20 protein-coding genes are annotated in these 18,255 nt (G+C 65.0%); 10 read left to right on the top strand and 10 right to left on the bottom strand.

Annotated features, from left to right (window positions below; translation table 11 throughout):
* A partial coding sequence (locus VFB18_RS11945; protein ID WP_324975422.1) for an ABC transporter substrate-binding protein occupies nucleotides 1–796 on the bottom strand: 796 nt, incomplete at its 3' end.
* A gap of 110 nt (nucleotides 797–906) precedes the next feature.
* Here VFB18_RS11945 and bioD point away from each other — a divergent pair.
* Nucleotides 907–1,533 (top strand): dethiobiotin synthase, encoded by a 627-nt coding sequence (gene bioD / locus VFB18_RS11940; RefSeq protein ID WP_324975419.1) that lies wholly within the window; start codon nucleotides 907–909, stop codon nucleotides 1,531–1,533.
* Nucleotides 1,530–2,876, top strand: coding sequence for an adenosylmethionine--8-amino-7-oxononanoate transaminase (gene bioA, locus VFB18_RS11935; protein WP_324975416.1), 1,347 nt, complete (start codon nucleotides 1,530–1,532; stop codon nucleotides 2,874–2,876). Before bioD ends, bioA begins: the two co-directional genes overlap by 4 nt.
* A 100-nt stretch (nucleotides 2,877–2,976) precedes the next feature.
* Here bioA and VFB18_RS11930 read toward each other — a convergent pair whose 3' ends face one another.
* From VFB18_RS11930 to VFB18_RS11920, 3 genes are read right to left on the bottom strand one after another with little or no spacing between them, the layout of a single operon-like run.
* Nucleotides 2,977–3,702, bottom strand: a complete 726-nt coding sequence (locus tag VFB18_RS11930) for a methyltransferase (RefSeq protein WP_324975414.1) — start codon at nucleotides 3,700–3,702, stop codon at nucleotides 2,977–2,979.
* The gene (locus tag VFB18_RS11925) at nucleotides 3,686–4,309 is read right to left on the bottom strand and encodes a hypothetical protein (protein ID WP_324975411.1); all 624 of its coding nucleotides are present in this window, start codon (nucleotides 4,307–4,309) and stop codon (nucleotides 3,686–3,688) included. The genes VFB18_RS11930 and VFB18_RS11925 overlap by 17 nt, the downstream gene beginning before the upstream one ends.
* Nucleotides 4,310–4,312: 3 nt before the next feature.
* Nucleotides 4,313–5,515 (bottom strand): 8-amino-7-oxononanoate synthase, encoded by a 1,203-nt coding sequence (locus tag VFB18_RS11920; RefSeq protein ID WP_324975410.1) that lies wholly within the window; start codon nucleotides 5,513–5,515, stop codon nucleotides 4,313–4,315.
* A 115-nt stretch (nucleotides 5,516–5,630) separates the two neighbouring features.
* On the opposite strand from VFB18_RS11920, the gene bioB reads away from it, so the two are divergent.
* The 6 genes from bioB to VFB18_RS11890 all read left to right on the top strand — a co-directional run bounded on the left by bioB (nucleotide 5,631) and on the right by VFB18_RS11890 (nucleotide 10,589).
* Nucleotides 5,631–6,617, top strand: a complete 987-nt coding sequence (gene bioB, locus VFB18_RS11915) for a biotin synthase BioB (protein ID WP_324975425.1) — start codon at nucleotides 5,631–5,633, stop codon at nucleotides 6,615–6,617.
* A gap of 40 nt (nucleotides 6,618–6,657) precedes the next feature.
* On the top strand, nucleotides 6,658–7,506 hold the full coding sequence (locus VFB18_RS11910) for a D-amino-acid transaminase (protein WP_324975407.1): 849 nt from the start codon (nucleotides 6,658–6,660) through the stop codon (nucleotides 7,504–7,506).
* A 100-nt stretch (nucleotides 7,507–7,606) separates the two neighbouring features.
* The gene (locus VFB18_RS11905) at nucleotides 7,607–7,795 is read left to right on the top strand and encodes a hypothetical protein (RefSeq protein WP_324975405.1); all 189 of its coding nucleotides are present in this window, start codon (nucleotides 7,607–7,609) and stop codon (nucleotides 7,793–7,795) included.
* Between the two features lie 73 nt (nucleotides 7,796–7,868).
* On the top strand, nucleotides 7,869–8,825 hold the full coding sequence (locus VFB18_RS11900; protein WP_324975402.1) for a diacylglycerol/lipid kinase family protein: 957 nt from the start codon (nucleotides 7,869–7,871) through the stop codon (nucleotides 8,823–8,825).
* A gap of 34 nt (nucleotides 8,826–8,859) precedes the next feature.
* Nucleotides 8,860–9,108, top strand: coding sequence for a hypothetical protein (locus VFB18_RS11895; RefSeq protein WP_324975400.1), 249 nt, complete (start codon nucleotides 8,860–8,862; stop codon nucleotides 9,106–9,108).
* Nucleotides 9,109–9,203: 95 nt separating this feature from the next.
* Complete coding sequence (locus tag VFB18_RS11890) at nucleotides 9,204–10,589, top strand: sodium:proton antiporter (protein WP_324975398.1); 1,386 nt, start codon at nucleotides 9,204–9,206, stop codon at nucleotides 10,587–10,589.
* 128 nt (nucleotides 10,590–10,717) lie between these two features.
* Here VFB18_RS11890 and VFB18_RS11885 read toward each other — a convergent pair whose 3' ends face one another.
* The 6 genes from VFB18_RS11885 to VFB18_RS11860 all read right to left on the bottom strand — a co-directional run bounded on the left by VFB18_RS11885 (nucleotide 10,718) and on the right by VFB18_RS11860 (nucleotide 16,456).
* Nucleotides 10,718–11,761: an adenylate/guanylate cyclase domain-containing protein gene (locus VFB18_RS11885; protein ID WP_324975396.1), complete on the bottom strand. Its 1,044-nt coding sequence runs from the start codon at nucleotides 11,759–11,761 to the stop codon at nucleotides 10,718–10,720.
* On the bottom strand, nucleotides 11,761–12,150 hold the full coding sequence (locus VFB18_RS11880) for a DUF1987 domain-containing protein (protein ID WP_324975393.1): 390 nt from the start codon (nucleotides 12,148–12,150) through the stop codon (nucleotides 11,761–11,763). The genes VFB18_RS11885 and VFB18_RS11880 overlap by 1 nt, the downstream gene beginning before the upstream one ends.
* Nucleotides 12,151–12,161: 11 nt before the next feature.
* On the bottom strand, nucleotides 12,162–12,731 hold the full coding sequence (locus VFB18_RS11875; protein ID WP_324975391.1) for a SiaB family protein kinase: 570 nt from the start codon (nucleotides 12,729–12,731) through the stop codon (nucleotides 12,162–12,164).
* A gap of 9 nt (nucleotides 12,732–12,740) precedes the next feature.
* Nucleotides 12,741–15,617 carry a PAS domain-containing protein gene (locus VFB18_RS11870; protein WP_324975389.1) on the bottom strand — a complete coding sequence of 959 codons (2,877 nt, stop codon included), beginning with the start codon at nucleotides 15,615–15,617 and terminating at the stop codon, nucleotides 12,741–12,743.
* Between the two features lie 258 nt (nucleotides 15,618–15,875).
* Complete coding sequence (locus VFB18_RS11865) at nucleotides 15,876–16,088, bottom strand: hypothetical protein (protein WP_324975386.1); 213 nt, start codon at nucleotides 16,086–16,088, stop codon at nucleotides 15,876–15,878.
* Between the two features lie 128 nt (nucleotides 16,089–16,216).
* Nucleotides 16,217–16,456, bottom strand: a complete 240-nt coding sequence (locus VFB18_RS11860; protein ID WP_324975383.1) for a hypothetical protein — start codon at nucleotides 16,454–16,456, stop codon at nucleotides 16,217–16,219.
* A gap of 147 nt (nucleotides 16,457–16,603) precedes the next feature.
* Between VFB18_RS11860 and VFB18_RS11855 the strand changes: the two genes are divergently transcribed.
* Both VFB18_RS11855 and VFB18_RS11850 read left to right on the top strand, forming a co-directional pair.
* Nucleotides 16,604–17,560: a quinoprotein relay system zinc metallohydrolase 2 gene (locus tag VFB18_RS11855; protein ID WP_324975381.1), complete on the top strand. Its 957-nt coding sequence runs from the start codon at nucleotides 16,604–16,606 to the stop codon at nucleotides 17,558–17,560.
* 33 nt (nucleotides 17,561–17,593) lie between these two features.
* The coding region (locus tag VFB18_RS11850) for a quinoprotein dehydrogenase-associated SoxYZ-like carrier (protein WP_324975378.1) at nucleotides 17,594–18,255 on the top strand (662 nt) is incomplete at its 3' end.

The raw sequence follows: 18,255 nt of genomic DNA, 5'->3' as shown, positions 1-18,255 counted from the left end.
TGCAACAGGGATCGGCCCCGATGCGGGCGAAATCGGTCGGCGGCACCGGCGCGATGAAATCGACGTCGCCGGCGAGCAGCGCCGCCACGCGGGTGGCCGGCTCCTTGATGGGCGTGAACACGATCTCGTCCACGTTGCCGGCCGAGGACTTGTCCCAGTAGTCGGCGAAGCGCTTCATGACCAGGCGGACGCCCGGCTCGCGCTCGGTGACGATGAACGGCCCCGTCCCGCTCGCATGCATCGAGGCGAAGGAGGAGCCCGATTTGACGATGGCGTCCTTGGGGCGGCCCTTCTCGTCGGTACCTGAATAGAAGATCCGGTCCATGGGGAAGATGTAGGTGGCGAGATTCATCACGAGCGGGTACGGCCCCTTGGTGATGAGATCGACGGTGAGGCCGTCTATCACCCTCGCTCCTTCGAACGGCTCGAACAGCGCCTTGAAGTCTGGGCTTTGTTTCAGGCGGTTGACGGTCCACACCACGTCCTCCGCGCTGAGCGTGCGGCCAGACTGGAATTTCACTCCTTCGCGCAGGTGGAACCGCGTGGTGCGCTCGTCGATTTTCTCCCAGCTCTTGGCGAGCCGCGGCTCGACGGTGAGGTCCTGCTTGAAACGGACGAGAGGATCGAACAGGAGGTGCGACATCTGGAGGGTCGCACCCGAGAGCTGCTCGTGCGGATCGAGCGAGGTCGGGTCGGAGTCGTAGGCCATGCGCAGCGTCTTGGCCCCGGCCGGAACGGCGCCGAGGCAAAGGCAGAGAAGCGCAATCGGGAAGAGAAGCCGGGCGCGGGACATCATGGGCGGGCGATTTGTCGCCCGAAAGCCCTTGCTCCGTCCATCCCCTTTGCCTCGAAGGATCGGGCTCTATACAGTCCGCCCGGCGCTGAAAGGCCAGGAGGAAGCAAGGCGTGGAAGGTTTTTTCATCACCGGGACGGACACCGATGTGGGCAAGACGCTCGTCTCTGCCTGGCTGATGACGCATCTCGACGCGAACTACTGGAAGCCGGTCCAGGCCGGCGTTGACCCCGAGACGGATTCGGCAACGGTGCGGCGTCTCGCCGAGATTCCGCCCGAACGCATCTTGCCCGAGGCCTATGTGCTCGAAGAGGCGATTGCGCCGCACGAGGCGGCCCGGCGCGCCGGAATCGAAATCCAGATGGCGAAACTCGTTCCTCCTTCGACCGACCGGCCCCTCGTGGCCGAGGGCGCGGGCGGGCTCCTGGTGCCCCTCAACAATGAGGCCTATATGGCCGATCTTGCGATCGACCTCCATCTGCCGGTCATCCTCGTCGCGCGCTCGACGCTCGGCACCATCAACCACACACTGCTCTCGCTCGAATCGATAAGGCGGCGCGGGCTTGCGCTTGCGGGCGTGGTCATCAACGGACCCGAGACGCCGCACAACCGCGCCGCCATCGAACGCTACGGCAAGGTCGCGGTGATCGCGGAAATCCCGTGGCTCGACGAGGTGAACCGGTCCACGCTCCAGGCTATCGAGCCCGAGCTCGACCTCATAAAGCTCGCACGGTCATGAACGACGGTCCGAAACCGAGGCAGAGCGAAGCCCTGGCGACCGAGGTGCTGGCGCGCGATAAGCGCCATGTCTGGCACCCCTTCACCCAGCACGGCACCGAGGGCGACCCGATCGTGATTACCCGCGCCAAAGGCGCGTCCCTGTTCGACGCCGAGGGTAAGGAGATCCTCGACCTCGTCTCCTCGTGGTGGACGTGCACGCACGGGCACTCCCACCCCAAGATCAACGCGGCGCTCGCGAGCCAAGCGGCTCAGTTCGAGCACGTGATGTTCGCCGGCTTCACGCACCAGCCCGCCGCCGATCTCGCCACCGCGATCACCGAACGGCTGCCCGGCGATCTCTCGCGCGTGTTCTTCTCCGACGACGGCTCGACCTCGGTCGAGGTCGCGCTCAAGATCGCCTACCAATATTGGATCAATGTCGGCGAGCCGCGGCGCCGCGTCTTGGTAGGTTTCGACGGCGGCTATCACGGCGACACACTCGGCGCCATGTCGCTCGGGCGCGGCTCGCAGTTCTTCACCCCGTTCCGAGACCTGATGTGCCAGGTCTATGTGCTGCCCTACCCCTCCACCTTCGAGGGCGACGATGCCGCCGACGAGCGCGAGGCGGGCGCGCTCTCGGCCTTCGAGGCGCTTCTGTCAGACCGCGGCCAGACCATCGCCGCGCTCATCATCGAGCCTCTGCTGCAAGGCGCGGGCGGAATGCGCCTCTGCCGCCCGAGCTTCCTCAAGCGGCTTGTCGCGATCGCGCGCAAAGCCGGCGTGCTCGTCATCTTCGACGAGGTGGCGACCGGCTTCGGGCGCACGGGCACGATGTTCGCCATGGAGCAGCCCGGTGTGGTGCCCGACCTCGTCTGCCTGTCGAAGGGCCTGACCGCGGGCTACGTGCCTCTCGCGATGACGGTCGCGCGCGAGGCGGTGTTCGAGGCCTTTCTCGGCGAGAGCTTCGAACGCGCGCTGCCTCACGGCCATTCCTTCACCGCGAACCCGCTCGCCTGCGCGGTCGGGCTCGCCTCGCTTGCGCTGTTCGAGGAGGAGAAGACGCTCGAGCGCATCGCCCGCATCAATGGGCGGCACCGGGCCGCGCTCTCGGAGCTTGCCGCGCGCGAGGACGTGGCGCGCCCGCGCATTATTGGCTCGATCCTCGCTTTCGATGTGAAGTCCACGAACGGCGGCTATCAGTCGGCGCAGAGCCGGGCGCTCCGCGACTGGTATCTCGCGCACGGACTCAATATCAGGCCGCTCGGCTCGACCCTCTACCTCATGCCGCCCTATTGCATCACCGACGAGGAGCTCTCCAGAGCCTACGCCGGGCTGATCCAAGGCCTCGATACGCTCGGCTAGCGAAAACTCCGTCATGCCCGGCCTTGAACCGGGCATCCAGGGCAACCAGCTCCGCGGCAAATGGCCGTGGATCGCCGGGTCAAGCCCGGCGATGACGTGATTAAGGTTCAAGGCGGCCGTAGACGATGTGCCAGGTGACGGGGCGCCGAAGGGCATCGGCGGCGCGGATGGCGCGGCGAAGCGCGCCGGGCGCAAGAGGCCGATAGCCTTCGCGCGGGGTGAGACCGCCCACCGATTTCATGCGGCGGAGAAAATCGAGCGCGGTCAGGTCGGGAGCGAGATGCTCTTCCCCGACGACACCGGGTAGCGGCTCGATTGGCACCGTGCCGCTCGGGAGCCCGAGCCGGCCGAGGACCGCGTGCCAATCGGCGAAGCTCTCAGGCCCGAGCGCCGCATAGAGCAGGACGCCGGAGGGCGCAAGCAGATGGCGCAGGCGCTCGAGGCTTGCCCTCTGTTCGGAAAGCCAGTGGAGCGTCATGCTGGTTGCTATCAGGTCGAAATGCCCCAAGGCCGCCGGGCGGCTCGCATCCATGACGGCAAATTCGATTTGGGCCTCGTCCAAACCGGCGAGGTTCCGGCGACATTCGGAGATCATCGCGGGAGAGGCATCGGTCAGGACAAAATCCGCGCCCGGGTAGCGCTCGATCAGGTGACGGCTGAACAGCCCCGTGCCGCAGCCGAGCTCGAGCACCCTTGGCCGGTCGAGCGGCGGGAGGAAGGACGCCAGCCGCGCGGCGACCGCCTTCTGCAGGCCGGCATGACGCTCATAGCTTTCGGCATGCGCGGAAAAGCCTGCCGCGACCTCGGCGCTACGACGGGAGAGCATGGGCGAATTCAAGGACATGGCGCGCGCACCATTCAGGGTGCCTCAACGGCAGGACGTGGCCGCCATCCGGCGACCAGACAATCTCTTCTCCCCAGATTGCCTCGCTCATGGAAGGCGGCACGATGACGTCGTCGCGCGAGGCAAGCGCGAGGACCGGGCAAGTCAGCGCCTCCCTCGCCTTCCGTGCGTCCCATGTCATAAGCCAATCCAAACCTTCGTCGAGCCTCTTCGCATTCAACGCCTCGGGCAAGGCAAACCCTGCGGCCCCACAGGAGCGCCAGAAGGCCTTAAGCGTGCCGCCCGGCTCCCGCTCGATCCCCCTCTTGAGCGCGGCGAGTCTGGAGGGCGCCACATGGCAAGAGAAGCAGTCGAAGCCCTGGATGCTGACGAGGCCCTTATAGCGGCCGAAGGCCTGTTCGAGCAGCCACAATAGACCGAGCGAGTGCCCGACGGCGACCGCGTCGTCCGGCCAGTCGCTTGCTCCTTTCGGACCTCCGCCAACGAAGCCGAGGTCGATCAGGGTGACCTCGGCTCCCTGAAGATGGGGAAAGAGGTCGGCGAAGATGCCGGCATGGAAGCCCCAGCCGTGAACAAGGACGAAATGCATCGATCAGGCAGGGTGCGCTCGCGCGGGGGCCGTCGCAAGGGCCGGCGACGCCGCATCGGCCATAACCTCGAGGAGGCGATCGACGTCGCTTTCGCTGTGGGCCACGGTGAAGGCGAGCCGCACCCGCGCCGTGCCCTTCGGCACCGTCGGCGGCCTGATCGCGGTCGCCCAGAAGCCCGCCCCGCGCAGCCGCTCGCCGAGTTGCAGCGCGGCTTCCGGTGCACCTGCGATCACCGGCACGATCTGCGTGGCCGAGGCGCCGGTGTCATAACCGAGCGCGTGGGCGCCCGCTCTGAAGCGGGCAGCGAGCCGCGCCACATGGATGCGGTCGGCATCCATGGAAGGAATCAGGTCGAGCGCCGCGTCGATCGCGCCAAGGACGGGCGGCGGCAGCGCGGTCGAGTAGATCAGCCCGCTGCAGCGATTGATCAAATAGTCGCGGAGCGTGGCCGACCCGGCAACATAGGCGCCGAAGCTCCCGAGCGCCTTGGAGAAGGTGCCGATGACAATGTCGGCCCCGTCCGAGAGCCCACGTCCCCCCTCGCCCAATATGCCGGTCGCATGCGCATCATCGACGATGAGGCAGGCGTCATACGCGCGCGCGAGACGCGCAATCTCTGTGAGCGGCGCCACGTCGCCGTGCATGGAGAAGACGCTCTCGGTCAGGATGAATTTCGGCCTGTTATCGTGTTGATTTTGATTCAGAAGCTCGGTGAGATGGGCGGCATCGCCATGGCGGTAGCGGTGCTCGCGAATGCCGGCCGCCTTGCAGCCGAAATGCATGCTCGCGTGATTGAGCCGGTCGGCAAACACAAGCGGTTCGGCGCCAAGCACAGTGCGGTCGAAGAGGGCGGCGAGGATCGCGGCATTGGCCTGGAAGCCTGAAGCCATCACGAGCGCCGATGGCTTCCCCTTGAGCTTGGCGACCTTCGCTTCGATCCGGGCGAAGAGGTCGACATTGCCGGTGACGAGGCGCGAGGCGCCCGAGCCCACTCCGTAGCGCTCAGCCCATTCCCGCGCCCGTTCGATCAGCTCCCGGTGGAAGCGGAGCGCGAGATAGTCGTTGCTCGCGAGATTGACGTAGTCGTGGCCTTCCACGCGGATGGTGCGCGCATCGACGGGGCTGACCTCGGTCAGCTTGCGCCGCAAGCTCTCGCGCGCGAGGCCTTCGAGAAAGGCCTGGTACCTGCTTTCGCTTCCCGGCATCATCCTGTATTAGCGGGGTCGGAAATCAGCAGCAATCAGAACGCTCAAGACCGTGACGGACATCATCGAAAGCGTGAATCCCATCAATGGCAAGGCCGGCCGGGCTAAGGGCCCGATTGAGCCGAAATCGGCGCATGAGCTGCGTCATGACTGGGAGGCCGAAGACGTTCTTTCCCTCCTCACCCTCCCCCTGCTCGATCTGATCGATCGGGCACGGGCGGTGCATCGGCGCCACCACCCGGACGGCGAGGTGCAGCTTGCGAGCCTGCTGTCGATCAAGACCGGCGCCTGCCCCGAGGACTGCAAATATTGCCCGCAATCGGCCCATTACGCCAAGGAGACGGGGCTCAAGCGCGAGACCATGCTCGACGTCGACGACGTACTGGCCAAGGCGCGGGCCGCCAAGGAGGCGGGCGCGAGCCGCTTCTGCATGGGGGCGGCCTGGCGCGAGGTGAAGGACGGGCCGGCCTTCGAGGCCGTTCTCGCCATGGTGAGAGGCGTGCGCGCGCTCGACATGGAGGCTTGCGTCACTCTCGGCATGCTGAACCGCTCCCAGGCCGAGCGGCTCGCCGAGGCGGGGCTCACCGCCTACAACCACAATCTCGACACCTCGCCCGAATTCTACGGCAACATCATCACCACGCGGACCTATCAGGACCGGCTCGACACCATCGCTTGCGTGCGCGAGGCGGGCATCGAAGTCTGCTGCGGCGGCATCATCGGCATGGGCGAGAGCCTCGAGGACCGGGCGCGGCTTCTCCAGACGCTTGCCAATCTCAATCCGCATCCGGAGAGCGTTCCCATCAATGCGCTCGTCCCAGTGAGCGGAACCCCGCTTCAAGAGGCCCCTCCGGTCGATCCGCTTGATCTCGTGCGCATGGTGGCGACGGCGCGCATCCTCATGCCGCTCTCCCATGTGCGGCTGTCGGCCGGGCGGCGCTCGCTTACCCGCGAAGCGCAGATCCTCTGCTTCCTCGCCGGCGCCAACTCGATCTTCTACGGCGATAAGCTGCTCACCACCGCCAACAACGACACCGAGGATGACCTCACTCTCATCAAGGAGGCCGGCCTTGCGATCCAGCCTACCTCCTCATCGTGCTAGGAGCGGCTGCGCCTTGGTTCATTGCCGTTCCTCCTGACCCATGTCGCGCATCGTCTATGTGAACGGCAGCTATGTGCCCGAGACGGAGGCCAAGGTCTCGGTGTTCGACCGCGCTTTCCTGTTCGGCGATGCCGTCTACGAGGTCACCGCGGTGCTCGACGGGCGCCTCGTCGATTTCGAGCCGCATCTTGCGCGGCTCGACCGCTCGCTCGCGGAGATCGCGCTGACCCCTCCTCTCAGCCACGACGCGCTCCGGGCGCTGCATTGGGAACTGATCGCGCGGAACGAGGTCAACGAGGGCATCGTCTATCTCGAGATCACGCGCGGGGTCGCCGACCGCGATTTCGCCTATCCCGACAATGCCGCGCCGACGGTCGTCGCCTTCACCCAGAGCCGCCCTTTGATCGACAACCCCTATGCGGAGACGGGGGTGAAAGTGATCACCATTCCCGACATCCGCTGGAAGCGGCGCGACATCAAATCGACGTCGATGCTCGGCCAGGCCATGGGCAAGCAGGCGGCCAAGCTCAAGGGCGCCTATGAAGGCTGGATGGTCGAAAATGGCGTCGTGACCGAAGGAACCTCCTCGACCGCCTTCATCCTCGATGCCGACGGCGTGGTCAGGACCCAACCGCTCGGGCACCATATTCTGCCCGGGATCACGCGGCGCGCCGTGCTGAGCCTCGCCATGAGCGAAGGCGTCAGAGTTGAGGAGCGTCCGTTCACCGTGGCCGAGGCGTTTTCCGCCCGCGAGGCGTTCATGTCGGCGGCGTCGGCCTTCGTGCTGCCGATCGTGGAGATCGACGGTCACAAGATCGGCGATGGCCGGCCGGGCCCGGTCGCGCGCACCTTCCGCAGGCTCTATATCGAGGAGGCGATGAAGGGCTGAAGCGCCCCCGCCCGCCTCTCGTCACGATTCCCCCGAAAATCCGCCCCAAAACCCGTGCAACCCATGCGCCCCGTTGTCCGTTTATGGGCGCATGGTCCCCATGCTCTACTGGATCGTCTACCATCTCGACCTCGGGCGGCTCGGCCCAAAGGTGCTCGACCTCGCGGTGAGAAGCTGGCTCAGGCGCGCCAAGAACGGGACCACGGTGCCTGCGGTCAAGCGGCAGAGTTTCGGCGGGGCCACGCGTTTTCATCTCGAGCCGAACTTAGGCGCGGACGAGCGAATGTGAGGCCAGGCGGCGCACTTTCTGATCGTTCTTCGCGCTGATAGGGTTCCGCACTCAAAAGCGAAGACTCGCGACTATGGCGGAAGCCCCTGCCCTCGACCGTCCTCAGATCGTCCCCGTGAAGCGGGTGGCGGTCCTCTTGAATGCAGGCGCGGGCGCCTTCAGCCAGAAGCTTGCCGCGAACATCGACAGCGAGCTGTCATCGGCCTTCGCCCATCACGGCGTGGCCGCTCGCATCCTCTTCGTCGACGGCGAGGACTTGCGCCAAGCGGCCGAGACGGCGCTCAAGCAGGCGAAGCGCGGGGAAATCGACGCCGTGGTGGTCGGCGGCGGGGACGGCAGCGTGAGAACCGTGGCCAGCGTTCTCGCCGACACGGACGTGCCGCTCGGCGTGCTGCCCTTCGGCACGCTCAACCATTTCGCCAAGGACCTCGGGCTGCCGCTGAATGCCGAGGCGGCGGCGGGGGTTATCGCCAACGGCCATGTCCGCGCGATGGACCTCGCAGAGGTCAACGGTCACAGCTTCATCAACAACTCCTCGATCGGCATCTACCCCTACATGGTGATCGACCGCGAGCGGCGGAGGGCCACGCACAAGCTTGCCAAATGGATGGCGATGATCCCGGCCTTCTTCCGCATGATGCGGCATTTCCCGCGGCGGAAGCTGCGCATCTCCGCGCAAGGCTTCGAGCGCCCGTACCGGACGCCTTGCGTCTTCGTCGGGAACAACGCCTACAGGACCGAGCTCTTCCACCTCGGCCGGAGGCAGCATCTCGATCGCGGGGAGCTGTGGCTTTACGTGGTGAAGCCGCGCAGTCCGCTCGAGTTCCTGCTGATGGTGTGGCGGCTGTGCTTCGGACATCTCGACCAGATGCGCGATCTCGACACGTTCAGGCTGAAAGAGGCCGAGATCGGGGCAAAGGCGAGCCGGCTGCCGGTCGCGCTCGACGGCGAGGTGCGCTTCCTGCACACCCCGCTCAGGTACCGTTCGCGGCCGCGCGCGCTCAACGTGATCGCTCCGAGCAGCGGCTAGAGCAAGGCGGCGGCGAATCGGCTATGCTTGATCCATGTTGGTCCCCAAGCGCCGCAGCGACGCCAAACGCAAGTTGATCGAGTTCAGGCCGGAAATCTGGCAGGCGCTCGTGCTGCTTGCGCGCGACAGCGGCAAGAGCCTCGACGAGCTCGCCGACGAGGCCTTCACCGACCTCTTGCGGCGCTACAGCCGGCCGATCTCCTTGAAAGAGGCGCTCCGCGAGAGCGCGCGTCGGCTTCCGGCCAACGACGACCTGCCGTTCGATAAGCGCGACCGCTCCTAGCCTTAAGCTGCGGCCCCTCTTTCCGCTGCAATTGGTGCCCAGGCCTGCCGATCGCGCTTGCGCCCATGCCCGCAAATCGGCGATTTCCCTATGCCATGACCGCGAGGCTCGTGAGCTCCGCCCAAGCGACTCTTGCCGCCGCACCGTTCGACGGCGCAGGCTCGAGCCTCCTTTGGGGGCTTCCCTTCGCCGGGCTTCTCCTTTCCATCGCGCTTCTGCCGCTTGCCTTGCCGCATTTCTGGGAGCGTCATTTCGGCAAAGTCGCGGTTCTCTGGATCGCCGCTTTGCTCGTGCCGTACATGGTGGCCTTCGGCGCCGGAAGGTCCGCCGCCGAAGTCGCACACACCCTCCTCCTCGATTATCTGCCTTTCATCATCCTTCTGTTCACCCTGTTCGTGGTGGCTGGAGGCATCAGGGTCCGCGGCAATCTGGTCGGCACGCCCGCGACCAATACGGCGCTGCTCGCCTTCGGTACGCTGTCGGCAAATCTGTTCGGGACGACCGGGGCCTCGATGCTCCTGATCCGCCCGGTGATCAGCGCCAATCATCACCGGCGGTACAATGCCCATGTCTTCGTGTTCTTCATTTTCCTGATCGCCAATATCGGCGGCTCGCTCACGCCCTTCCCGCCCCTCTATCTCGGCTTCCTCAAGGGCGTCGATTTCTTCTGGACGCTCGGAGCGATGCTCGGACCCATGCTGTTCGTGAGCGGGGTCCTGCTCGCGCTGTTCTATGTCATCGACCGCTTCCGCTGGAGCCGCGAGCATGCCGAGGTAAGAGCGCGGAAAATGGCGCCGCGCGAACTTCGCATCGAGGGATTGCACAATGTGCTCTATCTCATGGCGGTCGCGTTCACCGTACTCGCCAGCGGAACGTGGCCGATCGAGGCCGAGGTTCCCGCCGGCTTCGGCTTCGGCGTGCCGGTCGCAGGCCTTGCCCGCGATCTCGTGCTGATCGCCTTGAGCCTGCTGTCGTGGTGGACCACCAAATCCTCGATCCGCGTCGAGAACGCCTTCACCTGGGGGCCGATGCAGGAGGTGGCGATCCTGTTCGCCGCCATCTTCATCACCATGTTCCCGGTGCTGGCGATGCTGAAGGCCGGCGCCGCCGGACCGTTCGGCCCGCTGCTCGCGTTCGTCTCGGGCCCTGATGGGCGGCCGGTCGATGCCGCCTATTTCTGGCTGACCGGCATCCTGTCGAGCGTGCTCGACAACGCCCCGACCTATCTTGCGTTCTTCAATCTCGCCGGCGGCGATGCGAAGACGCTGATGGGGCCGCTTGCCTCGACCCTGCTCGCGATCTCGGCGGGAGCCGTGTTCATGGGCGCCAATACCTATATCGGTAACGCGCCGAATTTCATGGTGCGCTCGATCTGCGAGGAGCGCGGTATCAAGATGCCGAGCTTTATCGGCTATATGCTGTGGTCGGGGGCGATCCTCTTGCCGCTGTTCGTAGTCGTTACGCTCATCTGGTTCCGGTAAGGGCAAACCGGAGACATCGCGCTTACGATCGTGGACTCCATGGAATTTCTCATCTTCGGCCTGACACTCCTCGGCGTAGCGCTGTTTCACCGGCAGTCTCTTGTCGTGGCCCTTCGCGGGCCTTGCGATCATTCTTTCAGCCTTGCGATGATCGACTCGAGCGCCTTGATGGCCTCGGCCCTATCGCGCTTGTTCAAGTCGAGCAGCAGCTTGAATCCGTCGGTCTCCTCGCGGATCACGGCACCTTCATTGGCGAGGTCATCATAGAGTCCGAGCACCTTGTAGCAACGGATCGGCTCGGCGAACCCCTTCACTTTGATCGGGGCGTGCTCCTCGGCCGCGACCTCGTCCTTGACCAGCGAATAGGTCTCATGGCCGAGCAGGATGCCGTCGATATCGGCATGGGACTGAAGGCGGGCAGTGAGATTCACCGTGCTGCCGATGATGGTGTAATCCATGCGGTCCTGGCTGCCGAAATTGCCCACCGTGACGTAGCCGGTGTTGATGCCGATGCGCACCTTGAACGGCTTCTCGGCGCCGAGCTCCTGCCATTCGGACTGGAGCTCGCGCAGGCGCTTCAGCATGGCGATCGCCATGCGCACGCAGGCGCGCGCATCCTCCTTCACTCCGCGCGATTCCGGATCGCCGAAGAACACCATGATGGCGTCGCCGATATATTTGTCGATGGTGGCGCCGTGCGCGAGCGCGATGTTCGACATCTCGGTGAGATAGCGGTTGAGAAGCTGGGTGAGGTCCTCGGACTCGAGCTTGTCGGTGGTCTCGGTGAAATTGACCACGTCGGAGAAGAAGATGGTGAGCTTCTTGCGGGAGGAGGCGATCTCGACGTTCTGCGCGCCGGTGAAGATCGAGTGGTAGATCTGCGGCGACAGATATTTCGAGAGCTTCTTGGACAGCGCCTCGAGCTCCTTGTTCTTCTGGGCGATGATTTCGTTCGCCTTGCGCTGCTCCGCGGTCATGGCGTTGAGCTGCTGCTCGTTGCGATCGCTCAGGCGCAGCAGCCTGCGCGTGGTGCGGAACAGCTTCTGATAATCCTTGAGCAGCTCGGCGTAGAGCTTGGCGTCGGCGCGATCGGCAAAACGCCCGTCGTCGATAAGGGCCTGGGCCGCGGCGATCACCCGCTCTTCGCCAGCGAACAGATCGTCCGACGACATCAGCCTGGCATCTTCTCGAGATGGAACTTGGCGCTTTCGAGGTCCTCGCCGAACTCCTCGCCGAGTTCCTGCATGGTGTCGTCTTCCTTGTCGTAATACCAATAGACATCGATCGAGGCGCCTTTCTTGGCCGCCGCCTCGAGCTTGTCCATCAGCATCATGATGGCCTTGGCGCTCGACGAATTGAGGTAGATGAGCTCGAAATCGAAGCGGCAGCTGCCGGCGCCGAGCTTCTCCAGATAGCCGTCGAGCGCGGTAAACACCGGGCCATAGAATTCTGTCACGTCCTCCGGATAGGACTCGCCCTTGATCCTAAGGTGGTTGGCGGCAAAGTCGAACGCGACCGCCGGCGTGCGGGAGGTCGCTTCAATGTCGATCTTGTCCTGCATCGATCGGGCTCTCAGATGCTCGCCTTGAGGGCGAAAAAGGCATAGGTGGCGTCCACGTCGGCAAAATCGAACTCGATCGGCTTCGATGCGCGCCGGGCGATCTCCATGAAGCCGAGCCCGGCGCCCTTGCTGCCGGCTTCCGGCTCGGCCCTGAGCTGCTCCTTGTAGAGCGCCTTGAGCTCGTCCTTGCTCATGTCCCTGATGCGGCTGAGCTTGCCGCGCAGGCGCTCGACGTCGGAACGCTCGACGAGGTTGCCCGCGCACACGACATAGTCGTCGCCCTCCTTGCCTATGGTGAGGATACCGTAGCGAAGCTCCATGAGCGCGCGTTGGTCGGCCGCAGGCGGCAGGTTCGCGCGCGCCCGCTCGGCCGAATAGCGGATGATGTTCTGCATCTGCTCGACGAACACGGCGAACACGCTGCGCAGCGTCTTGGTGTCGGCGTCGTCGATGGCGAGCTTCTGCTTGAGCGCCTCGCCGACGCCGCTCAAGACCGGCTCGGTGACGTAGCCGCTATAGGCGAAGATCACGCCCTGCCGATGGAGCAACGCCCGCGTGTCCATCAGTTGGCTTGCGAGCATCGGCGTCTCCTACGAATGTGGGGCAAAGCCGAGGACGGTGAGATCGTCCCGGCGGAGCTGCTCGCCTTGATAGGCCTCGAGCGCCTCGCGCAGCCGGATCTCCTGCTCGCGCATCGAGGCGCCGCGGGCTCGCAGCAGAATGTCCTGGAACCGCCGCTTGCCGAAGGAGCGCCCGCGCGGGCCGCCGATCTGGTCGATCAGGCCGTCGGTGGTCAAATAGAAGGCATCGCGGTCGTCGAAGGGGAAGGTGAAGTCGGTGAAGGTGGTCGCGGGCGGATAGCGGCGGTAGCCGAGGCCCTTGCGGTCGCCCTTGATCTCGATGACGCCGTCCTGGTTCGCCCGCCACAACGAGAAGCGCGCGCCGGCGAAGCTGATCTCGCGCTTGTCAGGCTTGATGAAGCAGACGCCGGCTTCGAGCCCGTCGTCGGTTTCCCCGCCCTCCTCGTTCTGGCCGAGCAGGCTCTGTACGCCGCGATGGAGACCCGCCAGCACTTCGCTCGGCTTGTCGCTCGAGGCGGCGCGCAGCATGCGGTCGAGAAGGCCCCAGGCGATCAGCGTCATGAAGGCGCCGGGAACGCCGTGGCCGGTGCAGTCGCCGACCATGACGGCATAGCCCTGTTCGATCGGCTGGAACCAGAAGAAATCGCCGCCAACGATGTCGCGCGGCTCCCAGATGAGGAAATGATCGGCCGCCACGGCGTCAAGCTCACGCCGGGCCGGAAGGACTGCCGACTGAATGCGGCTCGCATAACGGAGGCTCTGGAGGATGAGCTGATTGGCGGCGGCCGCGCGCTGCTCGCTCTCCTTGACCTCGGTAAGGTCGCTATAAACGGCGACGGTGCCGCCCGCCTCGGTGCGGCGCTCGCTGATCTGGAGCCAGCGTCCGTCGGAGCGCCGCTGAAGCAGAGGCTCGCCCGGGTGGCGGTGCTCGTCGAGGCGCTGGCGGACCCAGCCCTCGGCGCGCCCTCTCGCGTCCTCGATCAAGCCGTTGGCCACGGCGCCCTCGATGATCTCCGCGAAGGTCATGCCCGGCTTGGGGGGCCCCTCGCCGAAATCGAACAGCTCGTAATATTTGTGATTGCCGAGCACGAGCCGGTCTTCCGAATCGTACAGCGCGAAGCCTTCGGTGATCGAGCTGATGGCGTCGGTGAGGCGCTGCTCGCTCTGCTGCAAGGCCGCCTGCTCGGCCGTCTTGCGCGCGGTGACTTCGCTCCACGAGCCGATCACCTCGAGCGGATGGCCGTGCTGGTCGCGCACCAGGTGCTGCTCGTCGCTCACCCAGCAATAGAAGCCGTCGGCCTTGAGGAAGCGATACTCCGCCATGTGGCGGTCTTGCTCGAACAACTTCGCCTGCGCCGCCTCGACCTCGGCGAGATCATCGGGGTGAACGCGCGAGCGCCAGAAGTCCGGGTCCTTGAGATATTGGTCGGGCTCGTAGCCGAGCACACGCTTGATGTTCTCGCTGACGAAGGTGGGCGAGAAGTCACCCGTCGCGGCGAAGCTGTAAACCACGGCCGGCGCGGAGTGCAGCATCAGGTCGAAGCGGGCGCGGGCAGCGTTGTTTTCCTGCTCGACCTGTTTGCGCGCGGTGATGTTGCTCCACGAGCCGACGATCTCGGCCGGCTCGCCCTTCTCGTCGCGCAGGAGATACTGATCATCGCTGACCCAGATGTAGGTCCCGTTCTTCTTGCGGAAGCGGTACTCGACGGCGTGGCGCCCCTTCTCGAACAGCTTGGCCTGCTCGGCCTCGACCTGGGCAAGGTCTTCGGGATGTACGTTGTTACGCCAGAAGTCGGCGTGCTCGAGATATTTCTCCGGGCAGTAACCGAGCAGCCGCTTGATATTCTCGCTGACGAAAGTCGGGGCGTAATCGTCCCTGGCCTTGAACGAATAGATCACCGACGGCGCGCTCTCGAGCAAGGTCGACAGCCGCGCGCGGGCGGCGTCCTCGGCCTCCTCGGCACGCTTGCGGTCGGTCACGTCGCTCCACGAGCCCACGATCTCGAAGGGCTCGCCGCCCTCGTCGCGGATGAGATGCTGCTCGTCGCTGACCCAGCGATACTCGCCGTCCTTCTTGCGGAAGCGGTATTCCGAGGTGTTCTTGCCCTGCTCGAAGACCTTGACCAGCTCGGCCTCGACCCGATCGATGTCATCTGGGTGGACGCGAGCGCGCCAGAAGGATGGATCCTTCAGATATTCGGCGGGACAATAGCCAAGCAGCCGCTTGATGTTCTCGCTGATGAAGGTCGGCGCGTAATCGTCCCTGGCCTTGAACGAGTAGATCACCGAGGGCGCCGTCTCGAGCAGAAGCGAGAGACGCCTCCGCGCCTCGTCCCCGGCGGCTTCGGCGGCTTTGCGCGCGGTGATGTCGCTCCAGGAGCCGACGATCTCCTTCGGCTCGCCCTTCTCGTCGTGGATGAGATGCTGGTCGTCGTTCACCCAGCAATAGGAGCCGTCCTTGCGGCGGAAGCGATATTCGATGGCTTGCCTCCCGGTCGCGAACAGGTTCCCCACCTCCTGCTCCACTCGTGCGAGGTCATCGGGGTGGACGCGAGCGCGCCAGAAGTTCGGGTTGTGCAGATATTCGCTCGGGTTGTAGCCGAACAGGCGCTCGATATTGGCGCTGACGAAGGTCGGGGCGAAATCGCCGCTCGCCGCGAAGCTGTAAATCACGGCCGGAGAGGCATCGAGCAACCGCGCAAGCTTCTCTTCGGCAGCGGCCTTCGCCTCGGCCACGTGCCGCCGCTCCTCTTCTCGATGCTCGCGCGACGCCTCGGCCAAGACACTCTCGACGATGTCGGCTACGCTTGTGGGATCGGTCCCCGGAGGCAGCACTTTACCAAGCGCCGCCGCGGCAATCTCGGCGTATTTTCGCGAAGATGTCATGCAAAGACGGACCGGATGAGCGGATGGGGGGCGCGGTTTTTCGCGGCGCCAGAGGATAGCTCAGAGGAACTTCTCGCTGTCAATGGCAAGACAGACGCGCAGAGTACGGGTGCGGCGCATTTTTCCCGACGGGAGGGGCGCTCCATTGCCCGAAGCGCATGCGGCTTTGCCCTGAAATTTGCGCGAGCGGAAAGGTCCGGCGCGCCACCAGGACGCACCGGACGGGATCACCCCATTCTTGCGACTGAGGCCTCGGACCTATTGGGCCGGAGCCGGCGTCGACGGGGCAGCGGGGGCCTCGGGCGCCGGAGCTGGCGTCTCAGCGCCACCCGTCGACGGAGCCGGTGTTTCGCCCCCCGATTTGCCAAGCACGCAATTGATCAACGTGCTGTCGTACTTACAATGGTGCCGTTGCGCCTGCACCACGACAAGCACGGCGATGATCACGATCAAAAGAAGAAGAATCCGCATGCAAGCACCCTCCCTATTCCCGCGCGCGTAACGTATACGAATAGTATGAAAACCAAAAGGGCCGGCGCGAGGCCGGCCCTTTCGGATTGGGATGGCGACTACGGCCTACCGTTCGACGCCGTTCTGCTCTAATCCCAATCCCGGTCCCGATACCGGTATTTCCACCTCGGCCCGTAACCGTAGGCATACGGGTGGTAATGGTGGCGGTAGCGGTAACTGTAGTACCCATAATGGGGATAGCGCGGTCCGACATAGATGCTGAAGCTCGGGCCACCCCACCATCCGTGGCGCGCCTCGGCAGTGCCGGGAGAGATCGCGACGAGAGCGAGGGCACCCAGAGCCGCCGCGCCTGTCATTAGATATTTCATCGCCTTTCTCCTTGGTTTGCGCCGGAGACCGGCGCGATATGAAGGGTCAACGCGAGGGAAAAGCGAGGGTTCCCTGCCCCAACTTTGCCGCATGCGTGACTTGAATGGTTCGCGCGAGCCCATTGAGATGAAAGAGGAAAGCCTCGAATGTGCGGCCGCACGCTGATCACGCGTCAGGATTTTCTCCGCGCGGCGCTTATGCTCGCCGCGGCGCCCCTCTTCCGCGCTTTCCCCGCGCGCGCCGGCGATGCGGCGGAGGTGACCGAGATCGCGCCCGGCATCTTCGTGCATCAGGGCCGCTATGAGCTACAGTCGCCAGACAATCGCGGCGACATGGCGAATGCGAGCTTCGTCGTCGGCACTGAGTGCGTGGCGGTGATCGACACGCTCGGAAGTTGCGTGGCGGGGCGCGAGCTTCTCGCCGCCATTCGTGCGGCGACCGACAAGCCGATCCGCTACGTGATCAACACGCACATGCATCCCGACCACGTGTTCGGCAATGCGGCGTTCAAACAGGACGCGCCGACCTTCGTCGGCCATTACAAACTCGCGCGCGGGCTTGCGAGCCGGGCCGAGCGCTATCTCGCCATCAACAAGGAGATGCTGGGGCCGCAGGCCTTCGAAGGCATCGAGATCATCCTCCCCTCGCTCAAGGTCGAGGACAAGATCACGCTCGATCTCGGCGGCCGGAGCCTTGTGCTCGAGCCGCAACGTACCGCGCACACCGACAACGACCTGATCATCACCGACAGCGCGACCAACACGCTGTTCCTCGGCGATCTTCTGTTCTCGGTGCACGTGCCGACGCTCGACGGCTCGATCAAGGGCTGGCTCGCCCTGATCGACGAGCTCAAGACGCGGAACGCGGCCCGCGTGGTGCCGGGCCACGGGCCGCACGCGATGGAGCTGCCACAAGCCTTCGATCCCGAGCAGCGCTATCTTGCGGATATTGCGAACGACGTGAGGCGGCTCATCAAGGAGGGCAAAACGCTCGAAGACGCCGTCAAAACCGCGGGGTTCGAGGACAAAGACGCCTGGACGCTGTTCGACCACTATCACGTCCGCAACGTCACGGCGGCCTTCGCAGAGCTCGAATGGGAGTGATATGATAGGGCAAAGTCATCGGGAGATCGTGCCATGACGCTTGCGCTAAAGAAGCTCGCTCTGGCTTGCGGCGTTGCCGCGCTCGCGCTTGCGGCGTCGCCGCTTGCGGCGCTCGCCGACGACAACGACTGGGCCGTCCTCAAAAAGCAGGCGTTCGGCGACCGGCCGATCAGCGCCGAGGACGGGGTGGTGACGCTCGATGCCCCCTATACCGCCGACGACCCGGCGCTCGTGCCGATCACGGTGCACGTGCCGCCGGAGGTCAAGCAGAAGATCACGTCGCTCACGCTGTTCATCGACAAGAACCCCGATCCGATGGTGGCCAAGATCGCCTTCGGGCCCGCGGCCGGCCAAGGCGGCGAGCGAAGCTTCTCGACGCGCGTGCGCATCGACAATTTCTCCCACGTGCGCGCCGTGCTCGAGACCGAGGATGGGGTGCTTCACATGGCGACCAAGTTCGTGGCGGCCTCGGGCGGCTGCGGCGCCATGCAGGCCAAGGACCCCGATACCGAGAACGTCGATCTCGGCAAGACCATCGTCAAGGTGTTCCCGCCCGCACTCGAGGCTAACCCGATCTGGTCCGGCCAGGTGATGATCAAGCACCCGAACTCGAACGGCATGCAGCTCGACATCAAGACGGCCAACATCATCCCGGCGCGCTACGTGAAGGACGTGGTGGTGAAGCGCGACGGCGA

It is taken from the genome of Methyloceanibacter sp. (genome assembly GCF_035650995.1).
Taxonomy (GTDB): domain Bacteria; phylum Pseudomonadota; class Alphaproteobacteria; order Rhizobiales; family Methyloligellaceae; genus Methyloceanibacter.
This window is presented reverse-complemented; position numbering and strand designations above follow the sequence as displayed.

Coding starts and splice junctions, on each gene's coding strand:
- VFB18_RS11870 (WP_324975389.1), bottom strand. CDS start 15,617: ATGACATCTTCGCGAAAATACGCCGAGATTGCCGCGGCGGCGCTTGGT.
- VFB18_RS11925 (WP_324975411.1), bottom strand. CDS start 4,309: ATGCATTTCGTCCTTGTTCACGGCTGGGGCTTCCATGCCGGCATCTTC.
- VFB18_RS11875 (WP_324975391.1), bottom strand. CDS start 12,731: ATGCTCGCAAGCCAACTGATGGACACGCGGGCGTTGCTCCATCGGCAG.
- VFB18_RS11880 (WP_324975393.1), bottom strand. CDS start 12,150: ATGCAGGACAAGATCGACATTGAAGCGACCTCCCGCACGCCGGCGGTC.
- VFB18_RS11895 (WP_324975400.1), top strand. CDS start 8,860: ATGTTGGTCCCCAAGCGCCGCAGCGACGCCAAACGCAAGTTGATCGAG.
- VFB18_RS11920 (WP_324975410.1), bottom strand. CDS start 5,515: ATGCCGGGAAGCGAAAGCAGGTACCAGGCCTTTCTCGAAGGCCTCGCG.
- VFB18_RS11855 (WP_324975381.1), top strand. CDS start 16,604: ATGTGCGGCCGCACGCTGATCACGCGTCAGGATTTTCTCCGCGCGGCG.
- VFB18_RS11860 (WP_324975383.1), bottom strand. CDS start 16,456: ATGAAATATCTAATGACAGGCGCGGCGGCTCTGGGTGCCCTCGCTCTC.
- VFB18_RS11930 (WP_324975414.1), bottom strand. CDS start 3,702: ATGCTCTCCCGTCGTAGCGCCGAGGTCGCGGCAGGCTTTTCCGCGCAT.
- bioA (WP_324975416.1), top strand. CDS start 1,530: ATGAACGACGGTCCGAAACCGAGGCAGAGCGAAGCCCTGGCGACCGAG.
- VFB18_RS11905 (WP_324975405.1), top strand. CDS start 7,607: ATGCTCTACTGGATCGTCTACCATCTCGACCTCGGGCGGCTCGGCCCA.
- VFB18_RS11910 (WP_324975407.1), top strand. CDS start 6,658: ATGTCGCGCATCGTCTATGTGAACGGCAGCTATGTGCCCGAGACGGAG.
- VFB18_RS11865 (WP_324975386.1), bottom strand. CDS start 16,088: ATGCGGATTCTTCTTCTTTTGATCGTGATCATCGCCGTGCTTGTCGTG.
- VFB18_RS11900 (WP_324975402.1), top strand. CDS start 7,869: ATGGCGGAAGCCCCTGCCCTCGACCGTCCTCAGATCGTCCCCGTGAAG.
- VFB18_RS11885 (WP_324975396.1), bottom strand. CDS start 11,761: ATGTCGTCGGACGATCTGTTCGCTGGCGAAGAGCGGGTGATCGCCGCG.
- VFB18_RS11890 (WP_324975398.1), top strand. CDS start 9,204: ATGACCGCGAGGCTCGTGAGCTCCGCCCAAGCGACTCTTGCCGCCGCA.